This is a genomic window from Streptomyces sp. NPDC029044 (genome assembly GCF_040637495.1).
Lineage (GTDB): Bacteria > Actinomycetota > Actinomycetes > Streptomycetales > Streptomycetaceae > Streptomyces.
In genome coordinates this window covers 11,807-29,647 of the sequence record NZ_JBEZWN010000036.1, presented here as the reverse complement: position 1 = coordinate 29,647, position 17,841 = coordinate 11,807, and the positions used below count along the sequence as shown (strand labels likewise).

Below are 17,841 nucleotides of genomic sequence, written 5' to 3'. Positions count from 1 at the left end.
GGCAGACACAACCGGACGCAGAGCCAGAGCAGGAGCACGCCATGATCAAGGGTCTCGCCATCTCGACCGTCTGGGTCCTCGACCAGGACCGGGCGAAGGAGTTCTACACGGAGAAGCTGGGCCTTGAGGTCCGTACGGACATGACCATGGGTGAGGGCGGCATGCGCTGGCTCACGGTCGGCTCCCCGAACCAGCCGGAGGTCGAGCTGACGCTCATGGTGCCGGGCGGACCCGCCATGGACCCCGAGTCCGCCGAGATGGTCAGGAAGCTGGTGACCAAGGGGGCGCTCGGCGCGGGTGTGCTGACCACCGACGACATCCACGGCGACTACAAGAAGCTCAAGGAGCGGGGCGTGGAGTTCCTCCAGGAGCCGCAGGAGCGTCCGTACGGCACGGAGGCGCTGTTCCGCGACGACTCGGGCAACTGGTTCTCCTTCACCCAGCCCCGCGAGGGCGGCCTCGACATGGCCCAGGACTGGACCTGCTGACCAGGGTTCTCCGGCTCTACGACCCTGGCAGATGCCTGCTGCCCCGGGGCGCCGGCTCTACGACCCGGGCGGAAGCCTGCTGACCCAGGGGCGTCGGTTCAACGACCCGGGCAGATGCCTGCTGACCCAGGGGCGTCGGTTCAACGACCCGGGCAGAAGCCCGCTGCCCCGAGGCGCCGGCTCTACGACCCGGGCAGGGGCCCGCCGACCAGGGTTCTCCGGCTCTACGACCCGGGAGGGACCCCGCCCCGGGGGCGCCGGCTCTACGACCCGGGCAGGGATCCGCTGACCAGGGGGCGTCGGCCCTACGACCCTGGCAGGGACCCGCTGACCCGCGGTTTGCCGGCCCTACGACCCCGGCAGCACCGGGTAGCTCCCCGTGTTCGTCGGCGCGTGCTCCGGCAGCCACAGCACGGCGACCGCGCCCTCGGCCGGCAAGTGCTCCGGTGTCCCGGGGGTGCGGACGTTGCGGAAGGTCAGCCGGGCGCCCAGCACCCGGGCCTGACCGGCCGCGATGGTCAGGCCCAGTCCGTGTCCGTGACCGGCCCGGTCCCTGCTGCCGGTGCGGAAGCGGCTCGGCCCCTCGGCGAGCAGGTCCTCGGGGAAGCCCGGGCCGTGGTCGCGCACCCGGATGACCCGGCCCTCGACGCTGACCTCGACGGGCGGCTTGCCGTGCCGGGCCGCGTTGGCGAGGAGATTGAACAGGACGCGCTCCAGGCGGCGCGGGTCGGTGGTGACCTCCGACTCGTGCACGATGCGCACCTCGATGGCCGGGTCCTTGGCCGCCACCCGCCGGGCGACGAACTCGCCCAGCATGATGTCCTGGAGCTCCGCCCGCTCGGAGGCCCCGTCGAGACGGGCCACCTCCAGCACGTCCTCGACCAGCGTGCGCATGGCCTTGGCCCGGTCCAGCACCAGCTCGGTCGGGCGTCCGGGGGGCAGCAGTTCCGCCGCGGTGAGCAGCCCGGTCACCGGCGTGCGCAGCTCGTGCGCGATGTCGGCGGTCACCCGCCGCTCGGCCTCGATGCGCTGGCGCAGCGCGTCCGCCATGGCGTCCACCGCGCTCGCCAGGTCGTCCGTCTCGTCCCGCACGATCCCGCCCATGGCGTCCCGCACCCGCACGTCCGTCTCGCCGCCCGCGAGCTGGCCCGCCGCGATGGCCGCCTTGCGCAGCCGCCGCGAGAGGTGCCCGCCGATCAGCACCCCGAGCGCGCTGCCGCCGAGGACGACCGCGATGGACCCGATGAGCAGGGCCTGGTCGAGGTCCTGGAGGATGTCGGAGCTGCGGTCGGTGAAGCCCGAGTGCAGGGACATCACCTGACCGTTCTTCAGCGGCACGGCGGCCCATATGTCGGGCACGTCACCCGGCCTGTCGGCCACGTACGTCGCCCGCTGGCCGGCCTCGACCCGCTCCCGCAGCGCCTGCGGCAGCTCCGGATCGTTGATCTTGGTGTTGGGGAAGTTCATCCGCCCGGACAGCTCGAAGTTGCGCTGGGCGATCATGATCCGCTCGTCGGCGAGATCGCGCGCGTTGTCCAGCATCGAGACCCGGGCGGCGTTGTGCACGACAAGGCTGAGCGCGACCGCCACCAGCGCACCCACCAGTGCGATGGCCGCGCTCAGCTTCCATCTGAGGCCCGTACGGATGCCCGCACGCTCCAAGCCCGCGGCGACCAGGCGCCGGAAGTGCCCCCTCATACCCCTGCCCCTGCTCAGGCCTTCAACTTGTAGCCGAAGCCGCGGACCGTCTCGATCCGGTCCTGGCCGATCTTCTGCCGCAGCCGCTGCACGTGCACGTCGACCACGCGGGTGTCCCCGCCCCAGCCGTAGTCCCACACCCGCTCCAGCAGCTTGTCGCGGGAGAGCACCGTGCCCGGCGCGGAGGAGAACTCCAGCAGCAGCCGCATCTCGGTCGGCGTCAGCGCCACCGGCTGTCCCGCGCGGCGGACCTCCATGCCCTCGGTGTCGACCTCCAGGTCCCCGAAGGCCAGTACCCCGCCGCTCGCCGGGGCGGCCGGCTCCTCGCCCCGGCCGCCGCCCGCGTGCCCGAAGCGGCGCAGCACCGCGCGGATCCGGGCGACCAGGACGGCACCGTCGAACGGCTTGGTCACGTAGTCGTCGGCGCCCGCCTCCAGGCCCAGCACGACGTCGATGGAGTCGGCCCGCGCCGACAGCATGATCACCGGCACGGTCGACTCGTCGCGGATGCGGCGGCACAGGCTGACACCGTCGAGGCCGGGGACCATGACGTCCAGCAGCGCGATGTCGGGGCGGTCCGACCGGAACGCCTCCAGACCCGAGAGCCCGTCGGGCATGGCGGTGACCACGAAGCCGTCCCGTTCCAGGGCGAGCTGCGTGGCCTCGCGGATGACGTCGTCGTCCTCGACGAACAGGACATGGGTCTGGTCTGCCATCCCGGTGCTCTCAGTCCTCGTGGTCCGTGGGGTGCGTTCTCCTGTTGGGACGCACGGTCCCTGCGATGCGTTCACCGAGGGATCGGTCCGAGCGGCCCGATCGGTTCACGCGGCCCTTCCGCCCGCGTCAGCCCGCGGGCACCGGCGTCGCGCTGTCGCCGACGACCTTCCCGTAGTCGTTGTGCGTGCGGTACTTCTCGGTGAAGTGGCCGGAGGTCCATCTGTACGTGATCACGTTCTCCCCGGAGGGACTCGACACCGGGTCGCCCTTGTCGTACACCTGCTTGGTCACCACCAGGTCCCCGCGGTCGATCTCCGCGTAGACCGGCGGCTCCTCGGCCTTGAACACATTCTCGTACGAGCCGTCCCGCTCGCGGTACACGTAACTGCCGACACCCACCGCGTCACCGCAGGTCAGCACGTTGACGACGACATCGTCCGCGGAGCCTTTCGTCAGATTGCCGTAGGAGACGTCCACCGGGTACTCGTCGGCCACGCACGGCTTCAGATCGCGCTTCACCTCAGGCGCGACCTTCGGGTCGTCCTTGATGAGCGCGACCGCGTTCACGTTGTCGGGGGACTTCGACGGCGCGGCGGACGGGGTGGCGGCGGCGCCCGCCACCGAGTCGGCGTGCGCCGGGCCCTCGTCCCGGGCGCCGGTCCCGCCGGCACCGCACCCGGACACCAAAAGGGCGAGGGCGGTGGGCACGGCCAGTGCCGCGCTCACCGCCTGGATACTGCCCCGGGCCCGTGCAGAACCCTCGCCGGTCAGGCCGCGCACCGCTCCCGCTCCTCACGCTCCAGCGCGCGTGCGTCCAGATCGCGGGACTCCAGCTCCTCGCGGAGCCGGGCGAGCGCCCGGTGCAGCGTGCTCTTGACCGTTCCGGCCGACATGCCGAGGGCGGCGGCCGTCTCCTCCGTGGACATCTGCTCCCAGTGTCGCAGCACCACGACACTGCGCTGTTTGGGGGCGAGGACCTTCAGGATGTCCATGAGCAGGGCGCGGTCCGCGTGCTGCTCGGTGGCGTCGTCGACCGAGGCGTCCGGGAGCTGCTCGGTCGGGACCTCCTCCAGCTTCCGCGCCCGCCACCACTCCGTGCGGGTGTTGATCATCACCCGGCGCAGGTAGGCGTCGGCCAGCCGCTTGTCCTCGATGGTCTCCCAGCGGCCGTACGTCCGTACCAGCGCCGTCTGCAACAGGTCCTGCGCATCCGTCGGGTCCGGGACCAGGCGGCGGGCACTGCGCAGCAGCGCGTCCTGCCGGGTGCGGACGTACTCCTCGAACTCGAGCACCTCGCCCTGCGCCATGGTGAACCGCCTCCCGTTTCCCCGTTCGGGCCGGCTCCCCGCCGCCCGTGCACTGCCTGTGGTCTTCCGTCGTCCCGTGTCTTCCGGGAACGCATCTGAAGGTACGGAGGCGTTGTCACGGCGCTGTCCGAAGCAGCCTGCGGCCAGCACTCGGCTGTCCGTCGGTTGTGTAACGGAAATCCGAACGGGGTAAGGACGTGGGGGTGTTGAGGCGGTTTAGGGGTGATTTGTCCCCTCGGGATGGTGTGACGGGCGGCGGCCCGCGGCTGTGACGTGCCTGTACGTCAGGTCAACGGCAGCCGGTACAGACCGCCCGCCATCGGCTCCACCAGACCGTCGGAGACGAGACCGTCGAGGGCGCGGGCCCGCTGCACCGGCTCGTGCCACACCCGGTCCAGAGCGGTCTGCGGAACGGGACCGTGCGCCTCACGCAGCACGGCGAGCAGCCGCCCGCGCACCTGCCGGTCGGTGCCCGCGTAGGTCTGGCCCTTGCGCGGCGGGCCGTCGTGCTCCGGCTTGCCCGCCAGCCGCCAGGCGCACTGCGCGGCGATCGGGCAGCGGTGGCACGACTCGCTCTTGGCCGTGCACACCAGCGCGCCCAGCTCCATGGAGGCGGCGGCCCAGCGGGCGGCGGTCGGCTCGTCCTCGGGCAGCAGCGCGCGGGCCAGCTTGCGCTCGGCGGCGGTGGTGGCGTTCGGCGGGTACTGCACGCCGGTGACCGCCCGGGCGAGGACCCGGCGCACGTTGGTGTCCAGCACCGGGTGCCGCTGCCCGTAGGCGAAGGAGGCGACGGCGGCGGCCGTGTACTCGCCGATGCCGGGCAGCGCCAGCAGCTGGGCGTGGTCGGCCGGTACGTCACCGCCGTGCCGTTCCGTTATGGCGACGGCGGCGCCGTGCAGCCGCAGCGCGCGGCGCGGGTAGCCGAGCCGGCCCCAGGCGCGGACGGCCTCGCCGGGCGCCTCCTTGGCCAGGTCGGCGGGGCGCGGCCAGCGCTCCAGCCACTGCTCGTAGACGGGCAGGACGCGGCTCACCGGCGTCTGTTGCAGCATGAACTCACTGACCATCACCCCCCACGCCCCGGCCTCGGGGCGCCGCCACGGCAGGTCGCGGGCGTGTTCGCCGAACCAGTCGATGACGGGGGAGTGCAGGTCCGCCCCGAGGGGCGGGCCGGAGGGGGCGTCGGCGGGGGCGGGGATGGGCTGCGGGGGCTTCGTGGGAGCAGTCATGGCGTATCGATGGTGCCACGCAGAGCCCTCGGATCGGGCACACCGCCACCCCTGAAGGGGGTGGGTACCTGACGATCGACAGCAGTGCGGGCAGGCCGGGCACTTGTAGCGTCGGGCGCATGGAACCTCCCGGCCCGGCCTCGCTCGTCCGTGGCGTCCTCCTGTGGGCCGCCTTCGCCGTCCCGGCGCTCACGGCGGACCGGATCGGGCTGAACGAGCCGCGCCCCGGCTGGCAGCAGGCGGCCGGTGTGGCCGTACTGGCCGTGGCCGCCGCCGTGTCCCGGCGGCTGCCGCCGGTCGCCTTCGTACTGGTGGCCGCCCTGAGCCTGGCCGCCGCCCCGGCCCTGTTCACCGCCTCTTACGGTCCCGCCCTCGGCGTGTGCGCGCTGCTGCTCGGGCTGCGGGCGGGCCGGGCGCGCCCCGCCGTGCTGTGCTTCGCGGCCGTCGGCTGCGCGGGCACGGCACGGATCGTGCTCACCGGCGTCGACCCGGCCCCCGAGTGGCTCGTCATGACGGGCACCCTGCTCTTCGGCTGTGTCTTCCCGTGGCTCGGCGGGCGCTACTGGCGGCAGAGCCGCGAGCTGGCCGAGGCGGGATGGCTGCGCGCCGCCCGCCTGGAGGACGAGGCCGCCCTCGCCGAGGAGCGCGCCCGGCTGCGGGAACGGGCCCGGATCGCTCAGGACATGCACGACTCCCTCGGCCACGAGCTGAGCCTCATCGCCCTGCGCGCCGGCGCCCTCCAGGTCGCCCCCGGCCTCGACGACGAGCACCGGACGGCGGCGGCCGACCTGCGTGCGGCCGCGGCCGACGCCACGGACCGGCTGCACCGCATCATCGGCGTCCTGCGCGAGGACGACGACGAGCCCGTGCCGCTGTCCCCGGCCGGCGAGACCCTGGAGCAACTCGTGGCCCGCGCCGCCGAGTCGGGCCTTCCGGTGCGCTGGGAGCCGGACGGGCGGGACCCGGCCGCCGATCCGCCCTCCGCCGGTCCCGGCGAGGTCGCCGAGCGGCTGCTGCACCGCGTGGTCCGGGAGGCGCTGACCAACGCGGCACGACACGCACCGGGCGCCCCCGTGGTCGTGGCGGTCACGGGACAGACCGCGGGGACCTCCGTCACCGTCACCAACGGCCCTTCCACGCAGGACGGTTCCCGGCCCTCCGGAGGCGGTACGGGCCTGCTCGGGCTGCGGGCGGCGGTGACCTCCGTCGGCGGCGAGTTCGAGGCCGGTGCGCACGGGGAGGGCTTCCGGGTCCGGGCGTACGTCCCGGGGCGGCCGGTCGCGGTCAGGCCCGCGCGCCCCGCCCGGGCGCCGTTCACACACGCCCGCCGCCGGGTCGCCGCCGGCCTCGGCACCGCGGCCGGCGTGGGCGTGGTGCTCGTCGGCGCCGCCTTCGGCTGGTACGCGTACGCCGAGACGCACTCGGTGCTCGAACCCGCCGCGTACGCGAAGCTCCGCGTCGGCACCCCGGCCGCCGAGGTCGAGCGGGTGCTGCCCGAGCGCGACGTGAACGACCCGCCGGAGGAGCGGGCCCCGGCCCCGCCCGGGGGAGCCGACTGCCGCTACTACCGCGCGAGCGGCGAACTCTTCGTCTCGGTCGCCCACTTCAGACTGTGCTTCGACGCCGGACGGCTGGTCGCCAAGGACGTGGTCCCCGGCGTCGGCCTGTCCGGCGAAGGCCGCGAAGAGTACGAGGAGTTCGCACGATGAGTACCGGGGACACGAGCAGGGCGCCGATCCGCGTGCTGCTGGCCGACGACGAGGCGATGGTCCGGGCCGGGGTGCGCGCCATCCTGGACAGCGGCAGCGGCAGCGGCGGCGGGACGGAGGTCGTCGCCGAGGCGGGCGACGGACACGAGGCGGTGGAACTGTGCCGCGCCCACCGCCCGGACGTGGCCCTGCTGGACGTCCGCATGCCGCGCCTGGACGGTCTCGCGGCGGCGGAGGAGATCGTACGGACGGTGCCCGGCACGGCCGTGGCGATGCTCACCACCTTCTCCGAGGGCGCCTATGTGACCCGCGCCCTGGGCGGCGGCGCCACCGGGTTCCTGCTGAAGTCCGGGGATCCGTACGAACTCATCGCGGGGGTAAGGGCGGTGGCCGCCGGCGCCGCGTTCCTCTCGCCCAAGGTCGCCCGGTACGTCATCGACGAGGGCCTCGGCGGCGGCCGCCTCACCCGCGAGGCACGGGCACGCGCGCGGGTGACCGCCCTGAGCCCCCGCGAGCGCGAGGTGCTCGGCCTGGTCGGCGCGGGCCTGTCCAACCCGGAGATCGCCGCCCGCCTGCATCTCGTCGAGGGCACCGTGAAGGCGTACGTGAGCGCGGTCCTGGACCGGCTGGGCGTCCGCAACCGGGTGCAGGCGGCGATCGTCGCGTACGAGGCGGGGCTGGTTGAGTCGTGACCGCCGCGGCGTCACGGCGTCACGGCGCAACATCGTCACGGCGCCACATCGTCACGGCGCCACATCGTCACGGCGCCCGCGAGCCGCGGACAGGCGCTGAGCGCGGCGGTGCGCCGTGTGTGACGGCTCACCGGCGCGCGTGCGTCTCGTACCGCGGGACGGGCGCCGGGCCCGGTCCCAGCGCCCACCGCACGGCCGGCGCCGACGAGGTGCGCATCGCTCCGGCCAGCCGCGTCATCGGACCCCTGCCCAGCCGTACGGCGACCAGGGCGATGAGCGTGCCGAGGGCCAACCCCGCTATGACGTCGTGCGGGTAGTGCACCCCGACGAAGACCCGGGAGTACGCCATCAGCAGGGCGAGCGGGGCCGTCAGCCACAGCAGCGCGCGGCGCACCAGGGCCAGGGAGACCGCAGCGGCGCCCGCGATGGTGGCGTGGTTGGACGGGAAGGACCAGTCGCCGTGCGGCGGACACGCGGCCAGTGACGCGGCGGCCCCGGCCACCGCACGGCACGGACGCTCCTCCTGGACAGCGGACTTGAGCACCTCACTGCACACATAGGCCACGGCCGTGGCCAGAGGTGCAAGGGCCGCGATCGCGAACGCGCGGGGGCTGCCCCGGCGCGCACGCCACCAGGCCGTCGCGAACAGCCCGGCGAACACCAGCAGTCCGGCCTCCGTCCATGTCTCGGCGCCTTGCTGTACCCAGTTCGGGGTGTCGTGCGCGAAGTCGGTGATGTCGCGGTAGAGCGCGGTGTCCTCGGAGTTCATGGTCACGGACGGTAGACGGCGGGCTCATATCGTCACACCCAGCGATCGTCGGGTTCCGTACCTGACGGAAGTCAGGGGTGGGGGCCGGGATTCCGAAATGATGATCCGGAAAAGTTGTGGCTTCGAGCGGCGGGTGGGACCGGCGAACGCGCCGATCTCTCGTAAGGTTTGCGCCGTGGGATCTCTGCGCAATCCGGTCGGGCCGCTTCCCTCCTCCATCTACTGGCGTCGGAGGGTCGTACTGGTGTCTGTGGTCGCCGTGTTGGCGCTGCTGACCACCTGGATCGTGATGATGGGCGGGGGCGGCGAGGACCGCGACAACGGCGCCAACGGCAAGAATCCCGCGCCCTCCATCACACCCGGCCCGTCCAGTTCGGGCCCGGCCATCAGTCAAGCGCCCGGCGGACGCGACGAGTCGGGCGACGGCGGTTCCGGCGGCTCCTCGTCGGGGTCCGGTGACGGCTCGGGTGACGGCTCCGGTGACGGCCCGGGGGACGGGGCGGGGGACGGTTCCGGCTCGGGCTCCGGTGACGGTTCCGGCGCGGGCGGTTCCGAGGGCGCGGGCGGCTCCGGCGGCTCGGGGAGCGGCGCCTCCGCGGGCGGCGTCGGCGCGGGTGACACCCTGCCGGCCGGCTCCACCTTGCCCAACTGCACCGCGAGCGCGGTCAAGTTCAGCCTGCGCAGCCGGCACAACACCTACGACCCCGAGCAGACGCCCACCTTCCTGCTGACCGCTCGGAACGTCTCCGGCAGCGACTGCAAGATCGATCTCGGGCCGAAGAACGCGGTGTTCACGATCGCCCCGGCGAGCAGCGACGACGACTACTGGTCCTCCGGGGACTGCCCCAAGGCCGCCGCGCACCAGCTGTACCGGGTCGCCGCCGGCAGCGGCATCACCTACACCGTGAAGTGGGACCGCAAGCCGAGTGCCCCCGAGTGCGCCACGCCTCCGGCGGGTTCGGCCGGGGCGGGCACGTATCTGGTGGAAGCCAAGGCCCCGGGCTTCGCGAAGGTGCAGACGTCGTTCGTGCTCTCGGCGGACTAGCACACGGCCGGCAGAGACGGCCGGCCCCTGCGCAGGCGGCCGAGACGGCGGCAGACAGAGGCGGCGCCGGAGAACAGCGGCAGACAGAGGCGGCACCAGAGAACAGCGGCGGAAACGCACGAGGGCGGTACCCCTTGCCGGGTACCGCCCTCAGCCGTTGCGAACAGGGTGTCCTGCGCGCTACACGTACCGCTCAAGGATCGACGACTCCGCCAGCCGCGACAGCCCCTCACGGACGCTGCGCGCCCGGGCCTCGCCCACGCCGTCCACCGTCTGGAGGTCGTCGACGCTCGCGGCGAGCAGCTTCTGAAGTCCGCCGAAGTGCTCGACGAGGCGGTCGATGATCGCGCCGGGGAGCCGGGGCACCTTGGCGAGGAGACGGTACCCGCGGGGGGAAACCGCCGAGTCCAGCGTCTCGGGCGCGCCGGTGTAGCCCAACGCCCGGGCCACCGTGGACAGTTCAAGCAGCTCGGCGTGGGTGAGGGCGTCGAGTTCGGCGAGGGCCTGGTCGACCGTGCGGGAGCGCTTGGCCGTCGGCTCGGGGACGTAGTCCCGCACGACCAGCTCGCGCTCGGGCTCCACGCCCGCGATCAGCTCGTCGAGCTGGAGGGCCAGCAGCCGGCCGTCCGTGCCCAGCTCCACCACATACTCGGCGATCTCCGTGGCGATGCGGCGCACCATCTCCAGGCGCTGGGCGACCGCCGAGACGTCCCGGACGGTCACCAGGTCCTCGATCTCCAGCGCCGACAGCGTGCCCGCGACCTCGTCGAGGCGGAGCTTGTAGCGCTCCAGGGTGGCGAGCGCCTGGTTGGCGCGGGACAGGATCGCCGCCGAGTCCTCCAGGACGCGGCGCTGGCCGTCGACGTACAGGGCGATCAGCCGCATCGACTGGGAGACGGAGACCACCGGGAAGCCGACCTGCTTGCTCACGCGGTCCGCGGTGCGGTGCCGGGTGCCGGTCTCCTCCGTCGGGATCGTCGGGTCCGGGACCAGCTGCACGCCGGCGCGCAGGATCTTCGACAGGTCCGAGGACAGCACGATGCCGCCGTCCAGCTTGCACAGCTCGCGCAGCCGGGTCGCGGTGAACTCGACGTCCAGCACGAAACCGCCGCTGCACAGCGCCTCGACCGTCTTGTCGGAGCCGAGCACTATGAGCCCGCCGGTGTTGCCGCGGAGTACCCGCTCCAAGCCGTCACGCAGGGCGGTGCCGGGTGCCACGGCGCTCAGGGAGGCGCGCATCAGGCCATCGGTACCGGCACTCCCACCGGACTTTCCGGGAGCTGATGCCCGGTCGTTGGCTGCCACTGCACTCCTCCGGTCGCAGGTTCTGGGCGCCCCCGTGTCGCGCGCTCGGTTCGCACGGACGGGCGAGACCAGGGCAAAGTCTACCGGCGACCCTCCTCGTCCTGTGGGGCCTCTCTGCGACGGGAGCGGGGAAGGACCCGCAGGGCGTCCCCTATGTCCGCGACTTCCAGGACCTTCATGCCCGGCGGGACCTTGCCCGGATCGGCCGGTACCAGGGCATGTGTGAAGCCCAGACGGTGGGCTTCCGCCAGTCTGCGCTGCACGCCAGTGACCCGTCTCACCTCGCCCGCGAGGCCCACTTCGCCGATCGCGACGAGGTTCTTGGGGAGAGGTGTGTCACTCGCCGCGCTCGCCAGGGCGAGGGCGACGGCCAGGTCGGCGGCGGGCTCCGAGAGCTTCACACCGCCGACCGTCGCGGAGTAGATGTCCCTTTTGCCCAAGGCGCTGATCCGCCCGCGCTGTTCCAGCACCGCGAGCATCATCGAGACGCGGGAGGTCTCCAGGCCCGAGGTGGTGCGGCGCGGGGAGGGGATCTGGGAGTCGACCGTGAGCGCCTGGACCTCGGCGACCAGCGGGCGGCGGCCTTCGAGGGTGACGGTCAGGCAGGTGCCCGGGACCGGTTCGGCCCGGCGGGTCAGGAAGAGTCCGCTCGGGTCGGCGAGGCCCGTGATGCCCTCGTCGTGCAGCTCGAAGCAGCCGACCTCGTCGGTGGTGCCGTAGCGGTTCTTGACGCCGCGCACCAGGCGCAGGCGGGCGTGCCGGTCGCCCTCGAAGTGCAGGACGACGTCCACCAGGTGCTCCAGCAGACGGGGGCCGGCGATCGCGCCGTCCTTGGTGACGTGGCCCACGAGCAGCGTGGACATGCCGCGTTCCTTGGAGGCCCGGATGAGCGCCCCCGCGACCTCCCGCACCTGGGCCATGCCGCCGGGTGCGCCGTCGATCTCCGGGGAGGCGACCGTCTGCACCGAGTCCATGATCAGCAGGGACGGCTTCACCGCGTCCAAGTGGCCCAGCACCGCCGCCAGATCCGTCTCGGCCGCGAGGTACAGGTGGTCGTCGATGGCGCCGATGCGGTCGGCGCGCAGCCGGACCTGGCTCGCCGACTCCTCACCCGTGACGTACAGGGTGCGGTGCTCGTCGCTCGCGGACTTGGCCGCCACGTCCAGCAGGAGCGTCGACTTGCCGACGCCCGGCTCGCCCGCGACCAGCACCACCGCGCCGGGGACCAGTCCGCCGCCGAGCACGCGGTCCAGCTCGGGCACGCCGGTGGGGCGGGCGGTGGCCTGGCGGCCGTCCACCTGGCCGATGGGCAGGGCGGAGGTGGTGACCCGGCCCGGTGTCGTCGTCCGCACCGCGGGCGCGCCGTACTCCTCGACCGTCCCCCAGGCCTGGCACTCGGGGCAGCGGCCGAGCCACTTCGCCGTCTGCCAGCCGCACTCCGTGCAGCGGTAGGACGGGCGGTCCTTGGTGGTCTTCGTACGGGCAGCCATGGACGAAACCGTAGCCGCAGGCACTGACATCTCGGGGGCCGGCCGACGGCGGCCACCTGCGCGCCAGGGGTCCGCCACCCTCCGCCAGCGGCGGAACCACCGGTTCATGTCCCCGATTGAGGGATCGTTTCACCCGTACGGATTAAATGTGCTCAAGCCGCCTGAAGGTGCCACTCCCGGCCCCCTACGGTCGCCGAATGATGAGCAGTACTCCGGAGATCTCGACCCGCTCCACCCGCACGGCCGGCGCACACCGGGCACACCGGGAAGCGCGTGACCGCGGGGCGGCGCGCACGCTGGCGCAGCGGCCGCCCGCGCGCTACGAGCCCTACCTGGACGGCCTGTTCACCTACTGCCTGTCCGTGCTGTGCGACCACGAGGCCGCGACCGCCGCCTTGGGCGACGTGCTCGCCCTCGCCGAACGCCGCGGCCGGCACCTCCCGCAGGCACCCGCGGACCGCAGGGCCTGGATGTACGCGCTGGCCCGCTGGGCGTGCCTGCGCAAGCTGGCCGAGGCCAAGCAGAAACGTCAGAGCAGCCATGCCGCGGGCCGCGCCGACCGGCAGCGCGCCGACCGTCCGGCCGCCCCGGCCCCCTCCGAGGAGGTCCAAGAGCGGCGCCGTAAGGAACTGGCCCTGCTGGCCTGGCCGGAGGCCGCCGGCACCACCCCGGAGCAGCGCGAGGCGCTCGAACTGGCCGTGCGCCACCACCTCGCCGCCCGCGAGGTCGCCGCCGTCCTCGGCATGGGCCCGGACGCCGCCCGTGATCTGCTCGCCTCCGCCGCCTGCGAGGTGGAACGCACGCGTGCGGCCCTCGCCGTGGTGGAGACCGGGGCGTGTCCGAGCGTCGCGCACCTCGCCGGCGACGACCGGCTCGTGCTCGGCACGGCCCTGCGGGCCGAACTCGTCCGGCACGTCGACGACTGCCCGCGCTGCCGCCGCACCGCCGAGCGCGCCATCCCCGGCCGCTGGCCCGGCACCAGCGTCACGCCCGCCGAACTGCCCGTCCTGCCGGCTCCCCGGGCGGCCCTGCACGTCGCCATGACCCACCTCCCGCGCGCCCGGGGTGCCGTACCCCGCTTCGACCGGCGCGGCTTCCCGATGGACCCCAAGGACCACGCCGCCCGCCGGGACCGCCTGCGCGCGCGTGCCGTCACCACGACCGTCGTCGCCACCGTCGTGGCCGCACCCGTGCTGGCCCTGTGGGCCGCCTACCGGGGCACCCCGGTCGGCGAGGGCCAGGACGGCCGCTCGGCCTCCGCGCGCGAGGCGGACGACCCGTTCGGCCTGGACGGCGAGATGGCGGGCGGCGGCTACGAGAACACCGGCAACGCGAGCACCCGGCCCGGCCCCCGCTTCGGCAAGGACGGCAAGGCCGACGTCTCCGTCGAGGTCATCGGCGTCGCGGGGGCCGGCCGGGAGACCGCCCTGGAGGTCACGGCCGACAACAGCGGCGACACCACCCTCGTCACCCTCACCGCCACCGGCCCGGCCCCGGTCCGCTGGTCCGCGTCCACGGGAGCCCACTGGCTCTACCTCAGCCAGTCGTCGGGAACGCTCCGGCCCGGCGAGTCGTTGACGATCAAGGTGTACGTCGACCACCTGCGGGAGCCCGCCGGCCCCTGGCGCGCGCAGGTGGCGGTCGCCCCGGTGGGCGCCGTCGTGCACATCGAGGGCTACGGCGCCGCGCCCAGTCCCTCCGGCCCCGGCCCGGGCCCGCGTCCCGGCGGGCCGGGCGACCCGAGCCCGACCCAGCCCGACCCGACGCCCACGACCTCCGCCCCGGACCCGGACCCCACGCCGACCACCCCGCCGCCGTCGGCCGACCCGGACCCCACACCCACGCCGACGGACCCGGCCCCGACCGACCCCACGGGCTCGACGCCACCGCCGTCGGACAGCGGCGACCCGAGCCCGGCCACGTCGTAGCGGGCCTCAGGCCACCGGAGGCACGGGGTCCGCGGGATGCGGTGCCAGCAACGGCAGCTGCGAGGCCAGCCGCTCCTCGCACAGCTCGACCAGCCGGTCGTAGCCTGCCTTGCCCATCAGCTCGATCAGCTCGGGCCGGTAGGAGACGTACACGGGATCACCGGCGCCGTGCGCCGAGGTCGCCGACGTGCACCACCAGTGCAGGTCGTGGCCGCCCGGGCCCCAGCCGCGGCGGTCGTACTCACCGATCGACACCTGGAGGACGCGCGTGTCGTCGGGCCGGTCGATCCACTCGTACGTCCGCCGCACGGGCAGCTGCCAGCAGACGTCCGGCTTGGTCTCCAGCGGCTCGCGGCCCTCCTTCACGGCGAGGATGTGCAGCGAGCAGCCCATGCCGCCCTCGAAGCCGGGCCGGTTCTGGAAGATGCACGAGCCCTGGTAGGGCCGCGTCTGCCGCTCACCGTCCTCGTCCTCGGAGACCCAGCCGCCCCGCGTGCCCTCGGCATGGTGCTGCCAGATGTCCGGCGTGAGCCTGGCCACATGCTCGGCGACGCGCTTCTCGTCGTCCTCGTCGGAGAAGTGGGCACCCAACGTGCAGCACCCGTCATCCGCGCGGCCCGCCTGGATGCCCTGGCAGCCGCTGCCGAAGATGCAGTTCCAGCGAGAGGTCAGCCATGTCAGATCGCAGCGGAACACCTGCTCGTCGTCCGCCGGATCGGGAAACTCCACCCACGCGCGAGCGAAGTCGAGGCCCTTCTCGTCGGACTCCACGACGGCCGGTGATTTGTCGCGCTTCGCCTTTTTCGTCTTTGGCACGCCTCCAGGGTACGGGCCCCGCCTCGGGCCTTGTACCCCAGCCGAGGACGGCGGACGGCCCCGCGGGCAGTAGCGTTCCGTACATGAGACTCGGTGTCCTCGACGTGGGATCGAACACGGTGCATCTGCTGGTGGTGGACGCGCACCCCGGCGCGTGCCCGCTGCCCGCGCACTCGCACAAGGCGGAACTGCGCCTCGCCCAGCTCCTCGACGACGACGGCGCGATCGGCCCCCACGGCGTCGACCGGCTGGTTGCGGTCATCAAGGAGGCGCTCCAGGCCGCCGAGGACAAGGGCGTCGAGGAGGTTCTCCCGTTCGCGACCTCCGCCGTCCGGGAGGCCCGTAACGCCGATGACGTCCTCGAACGCGTGCGCGCCGAGACCGGTGTCGAGCTCCAGGTCCTCACCGGCTCCGAGGAGGCCCGGCTGACCTTCCTCGCCGCCCGCCGCTGGTTCGGCTGGTCGGCCGGGAAGCTGCTGGTCCTGGACATCGGCGGCGGCTCCCTCGAGGTCGCCTACGGCATCGACGAGGAGCCCGACGCGGCCGCCTCGCTGCCGCTGGGCGCCGGCCGCCTCACCGCCGGCTGGCTGCCCGGCGACCCGCCCGACCCGGACGACGTGCGCGCCCTGCGCCGCCACGTGCGGACCGAGATCGCCCGCACGGTCGGGGAGTTCAGCCGCCTCGGCACCCCCGACCACGTCGTGGCCACGTCGAAGACCTTCAAGCAGCTGGCCCGCATCGCCGGTGCGGCCCGCTCCGCCGAGGGTCTCTACGTGCAGCGCGAGCTCAAGCGGGAGTCCCTGGAGGGCTGGGTCCCACGCCTGGCCGCCATGACCGAGCAGGAGCGCGCCGAGCTGCCCGGCGTCTCGGAGGGCAGGGCCGGCCAGCTCCTGGCGGGCGCCCTGGTGGCCGAGGCCGCGATGGACCTCTTCGGCGTGGAGCGCGTGGAGATATGCCCCTGGGCGCTGCGCGAGGGCGTGATCCTGCGTCGCCTGGATCACATGGAGTCCCTGTAGGGGCCGGCCCGCCTATGGCAAACACCACAACGGCGAAGAGGCCCCCCACCCCACCCCGACCACACCCCGTAATCTGTCCTGCATGGCAGAGCCAGCCGTAAAGATCCCGGACGCGAAGGTCGCCCTGTCGACGGCCTCGGTCTACCCGGAGTCGACGGCCACGGCCTTCGAGATCGCCGCGCGCCTCGGCTACGACGGAGTCGAGGTCATGGTCTGGACCGACCCGGTCAGCCAGGACATCGAGGCCCTGCGCAGACTCAGCGACTACCACCGGATCCCGATCCTCGCCGTCCACGCCCCCTGCCTGCTCATCACGCAGCGCGTGTGGTCCACCGACCCGTGGACCAAGCTCCAGCGGGCGCGTGCGGCGGCCGAGAAGCTCGACGCGTCCACCGTCGTCGTCCACCCCCCGTTCCGCTGGCAGCGCCAGTACGCCCGGGACTTCGTCGCCGGTATCTGGCGCATGGCGAACGAGACGGACGTACGGTTCGCCGTCGAAAACATGTACCCCTGGCGCTACCGCGACCGCGAGATGCTCGCGTACGCCCCCGACTGGGACGTCACGAAGGACGACTACCGGCACTTCACGATCGATCTCAGCCACACCGCGACGGCCCGCTCCGACGCGCTGGACATGGTCGACCGCATGGGGGACCGTCTCGGCCACGTCCACCTCGCCGACGGCCGGGGTTCCGCCAAGGACGAGCACCTGGTGCCCGGGCGCGGCACCCAGCCCTGCGCCGAGGTGCTGGAGCGCCTCGCCCTGACCGGCTTCGACGGGCACGTGGTCATCGAGGTCAACACCCGCCGCGCGATGTCGAGCGCCGAGCGTGAGGCCGATCTGGCGGAGGCGCTGGCCTTCACCCGCCTGCATCTGGCCTCGGCGGTGAAGGTGCCGCGGCGATGAACGGCGCGACCCCGGCCGGCGGCGGGTCCGGCACCACCGCCCGCCGCCGCGGCCGCCCCCCGCGCACCGAGTCGGCGGACACCCGCGACCGCATCCTGACCGCCGCCCGCGACGAGTTCTCCGAGCGCGGCTACGAGAAGACGTCCGTCCGCGGCATCGCCAAGTCGGCCGGAGTGGACTCGGCCCTGGTGCACCACTACTTCGGCACCAAGGAGCAGGTCTTCGAGGCGGCGATCACCCAGTCCTTCGGACCCGCGCTCCAGGCCCCGAAAGCCATCGAGGAGGGCCCGCTCGACGGGGTGGGGGAGCGCCTGGCCCGCTTCTTCTTCGGCGTCTGGGAGAACCCGGCGACCCGCGCGCCCCTGCTCGCCATCGTCCGCTCCGCCCTCACCACCGACACCGCGGCCGCCGTCTTCCGGCGGATCATCGCCACCCAGGTGCTGCACCGCATCGCCGGGCAGCTGGAGCTGCCGGACGCCGAGCTGCGGGCCGAGCTCGCCGCCGCCCAGCTCGTCGGCACCGCGATCCTGCGGTACGTCCTCAAGATCGAGCCGCTGGCCTCGGCGGACCCGGAGCAGGTCATCGCGCGGCTGGCACCCGTCGTACAGGGACACCTGACCGATCCGTAAGGCCTGCGGGTGCCGTGCTCCGAGACAGCCGTCCCGCATTCCGGACAGTGCGTCCCGCCCACTGGATGACCGGCGTACGCTCGGTAGCAGTCAGAAATC

17 protein-coding genes are annotated in these 17,841 nt (G+C 73.4%); 8 read left to right on the top strand and 9 right to left on the bottom strand.

The features are described 5' to 3' along the window. Window positions 1-41 precede the first annotated feature (41 nt). Window positions 42-488 (top strand): VOC family protein, encoded by a 447-nt coding sequence (locus AB0E85_RS25530; protein ID WP_361931409.1) that lies wholly within the window; start codon window positions 42-44, stop codon window positions 486-488. Between the two features lie 348 nt (window positions 489-836). On the opposite strand, the gene cseC is transcribed toward AB0E85_RS25530, so the two are convergent. The 5 genes from cseC to AB0E85_RS25505 all read right to left on the bottom strand — a co-directional run bounded on the left by cseC (window position 837) and on the right by AB0E85_RS25505 (window position 5,436). Continuing rightward, window positions 837-2,186 (bottom strand): two-component system sensor histidine kinase CseC, encoded by a 1,350-nt coding sequence (gene cseC, locus AB0E85_RS25525; RefSeq protein ID WP_361931406.1) that lies wholly within the window; start codon window positions 2,184-2,186, stop codon window positions 837-839. 14 nt (window positions 2,187-2,200) lie between these two features. Then, a complete protein-coding gene (cseB, locus tag AB0E85_RS25520; RefSeq protein ID WP_053673912.1) occupies window positions 2,201-2,902 on the bottom strand; it encodes a two-component system response regulator CseB in 702 nt (233 codons plus the stop codon). A gap of 127 nt (window positions 2,903-3,029) precedes the next feature. Beyond that, window positions 3,030-3,683: a hypothetical protein gene (locus AB0E85_RS25515; RefSeq protein ID WP_361931403.1), complete on the bottom strand. Its 654-nt coding sequence runs from the start codon at window positions 3,681-3,683 to the stop codon at window positions 3,030-3,032. Then, window positions 3,671-4,210 (bottom strand): SigE family RNA polymerase sigma factor, encoded by a 540-nt coding sequence (locus AB0E85_RS25510; protein ID WP_030251439.1) that lies wholly within the window; start codon window positions 4,208-4,210, stop codon window positions 3,671-3,673. Before AB0E85_RS25510 ends, AB0E85_RS25515 begins: the two co-directional genes overlap by 13 nt. A gap of 284 nt (window positions 4,211-4,494) precedes the next feature. Beyond that, window positions 4,495-5,436 carry an A/G-specific adenine glycosylase gene (locus AB0E85_RS25505; protein ID WP_361931400.1) on the bottom strand — a complete coding sequence of 314 codons (942 nt, stop codon included), beginning with the start codon at window positions 5,434-5,436 and terminating at the stop codon, window positions 4,495-4,497. 119 nt (window positions 5,437-5,555) lie between these two features. On the opposite strand from AB0E85_RS25505, the gene AB0E85_RS25500 reads away from it, so the two are divergent. Together AB0E85_RS25500 and AB0E85_RS25495 are read left to right on the top strand one after the other, a co-directional pair. After that, on the top strand, window positions 5,556-7,145 hold the full coding sequence (locus AB0E85_RS25500; protein ID WP_361931397.1) for a histidine kinase: 1,590 nt from the start codon (window positions 5,556-5,558) through the stop codon (window positions 7,143-7,145). Further along, window positions 7,142-7,837: a response regulator transcription factor gene (locus AB0E85_RS25495; RefSeq protein WP_361931394.1), complete on the top strand. Its 696-nt coding sequence runs from the start codon at window positions 7,142-7,144 to the stop codon at window positions 7,835-7,837. The genes AB0E85_RS25500 and AB0E85_RS25495 overlap by 4 nt, the downstream gene beginning before the upstream one ends. Window positions 7,838-7,964: 127 nt before the next feature. On the opposite strand, the gene AB0E85_RS25490 is transcribed toward AB0E85_RS25495, so the two are convergent. Continuing rightward, window positions 7,965-8,606 carry a phosphatase PAP2 family protein gene (locus AB0E85_RS25490; protein WP_361931392.1) on the bottom strand — a complete coding sequence of 214 codons (642 nt, stop codon included), beginning with the start codon at window positions 8,604-8,606 and terminating at the stop codon, window positions 7,965-7,967. 175 nt (window positions 8,607-8,781) lie between these two features. Here AB0E85_RS25490 and AB0E85_RS25485 point away from each other — a divergent pair, with 175 nt between their 5' ends. Further along, complete coding sequence (locus AB0E85_RS25485) at window positions 8,782-9,651, top strand: hypothetical protein (protein ID WP_361931389.1); 870 nt, start codon at window positions 8,782-8,784, stop codon at window positions 9,649-9,651. A 180-nt stretch (window positions 9,652-9,831) separates the two neighbouring features. Here AB0E85_RS25485 and disA read toward each other — a convergent pair whose 3' ends face one another. Next, entirely contained in the window at window positions 9,832-10,956 is a 1,125-nt protein-coding gene (gene disA / locus AB0E85_RS25480) for a DNA integrity scanning diadenylate cyclase DisA (protein WP_031104906.1), read from the bottom strand. 80 nt (window positions 10,957-11,036) lie between these two features. Further along, the gene (radA, locus tag AB0E85_RS25475) at window positions 11,037-12,446 is read right to left on the bottom strand and encodes a DNA repair protein RadA (RefSeq protein ID WP_234850027.1); all 1,410 of its coding nucleotides are present in this window, start codon (window positions 12,444-12,446) and stop codon (window positions 11,037-11,039) included. 197 nt (window positions 12,447-12,643) lie between these two features. Between radA and AB0E85_RS25470 the strand changes: the two genes are divergently transcribed. Further along, window positions 12,644-14,374 carry a hypothetical protein gene (locus tag AB0E85_RS25470; protein ID WP_361931386.1) on the top strand — a complete coding sequence of 577 codons (1,731 nt, stop codon included), beginning with the start codon at window positions 12,644-12,646 and terminating at the stop codon, window positions 14,372-14,374. Between the two features lie 6 nt (window positions 14,375-14,380). On the opposite strand, the gene AB0E85_RS25465 is transcribed toward AB0E85_RS25470, so the two are convergent. Further along, window positions 14,381-15,190, bottom strand: coding sequence for a hypothetical protein (locus AB0E85_RS25465; protein ID WP_361931383.1), 810 nt, complete (start codon window positions 15,188-15,190; stop codon window positions 14,381-14,383). A gap of 83 nt (window positions 15,191-15,273) precedes the next feature. Between AB0E85_RS25465 and AB0E85_RS25460 the strand changes: the two genes are divergently transcribed. The 3 genes from AB0E85_RS25460 (at window position 15,274) to AB0E85_RS25450 (ending at window position 17,742) form a co-directional block, all read left to right on the top strand. Then, window positions 15,274-16,206 (top strand): Ppx/GppA phosphatase family protein, encoded by a 933-nt coding sequence (locus AB0E85_RS25460; protein ID WP_361931381.1) that lies wholly within the window; start codon window positions 15,274-15,276, stop codon window positions 16,204-16,206. An 82-nt stretch (window positions 16,207-16,288) separates the two neighbouring features. After that, complete coding sequence (locus tag AB0E85_RS25455; RefSeq protein ID WP_184560907.1) at window positions 16,289-17,113, top strand: sugar phosphate isomerase/epimerase; 825 nt, start codon at window positions 16,289-16,291, stop codon at window positions 17,111-17,113. Next, on the top strand, window positions 17,110-17,742 hold the full coding sequence (locus tag AB0E85_RS25450; RefSeq protein ID WP_361931379.1) for a TetR family transcriptional regulator: 633 nt from the start codon (window positions 17,110-17,112) through the stop codon (window positions 17,740-17,742). Before AB0E85_RS25455 ends, AB0E85_RS25450 begins: the two co-directional genes overlap by 4 nt. Window positions 17,743-17,841 lie beyond the last annotated feature (99 nt).

Excerpts from the sequence above, each read along its gene's own strand:
- AB0E85_RS25530 (WP_361931409.1), top strand. The coding sequence starts at position 42 with ATGATCAAGGGTCTCGCCATCTCGACCGTCTGGGTCCTCGACCAGGAC.
- cseC (WP_361931406.1), bottom strand. The coding sequence starts at position 2,186 with ATGAGGGGGCACTTCCGGCGCCTGGTCGCCGCGGGCTTGGAGCGTGCG.
- cseB (WP_053673912.1), bottom strand. The coding sequence starts at position 2,902 with ATGGCAGACCAGACCCATGTCCTGTTCGTCGAGGACGACGACGTCATC.
- AB0E85_RS25510 (WP_030251439.1), bottom strand. The coding sequence starts at position 4,210 with ATGGCGCAGGGCGAGGTGCTCGAGTTCGAGGAGTACGTCCGCACCCGG.
- AB0E85_RS25505 (WP_361931400.1), bottom strand. The coding sequence starts at position 5,436 with ATGACTGCTCCCACGAAGCCCCCGCAGCCCATCCCCGCCCCCGCCGAC.
- AB0E85_RS25500 (WP_361931397.1), top strand. The coding sequence starts at position 5,556 with ATGGAACCTCCCGGCCCGGCCTCGCTCGTCCGTGGCGTCCTCCTGTGG.
- AB0E85_RS25495 (WP_361931394.1), top strand. The coding sequence starts at position 7,142 with ATGAGTACCGGGGACACGAGCAGGGCGCCGATCCGCGTGCTGCTGGCC.
- AB0E85_RS25490 (WP_361931392.1), bottom strand. The coding sequence starts at position 8,606 with ATGAACTCCGAGGACACCGCGCTCTACCGCGACATCACCGACTTCGCG.
- radA (WP_234850027.1), bottom strand. The coding sequence starts at position 12,446 with ATGGCTGCCCGTACGAAGACCACCAAGGACCGCCCGTCCTACCGCTGC.
- AB0E85_RS25470 (WP_361931386.1), top strand. The coding sequence starts at position 12,644 with ATGATGAGCAGTACTCCGGAGATCTCGACCCGCTCCACCCGCACGGCC.
- AB0E85_RS25460 (WP_361931381.1), top strand. The coding sequence starts at position 15,274 with ATGAGACTCGGTGTCCTCGACGTGGGATCGAACACGGTGCATCTGCTG.
- AB0E85_RS25455 (WP_184560907.1), top strand. The coding sequence starts at position 16,289 with ATGGCAGAGCCAGCCGTAAAGATCCCGGACGCGAAGGTCGCCCTGTCG.
- AB0E85_RS25450 (WP_361931379.1), top strand. The coding sequence starts at position 17,110 with ATGAACGGCGCGACCCCGGCCGGCGGCGGGTCCGGCACCACCGCCCGC.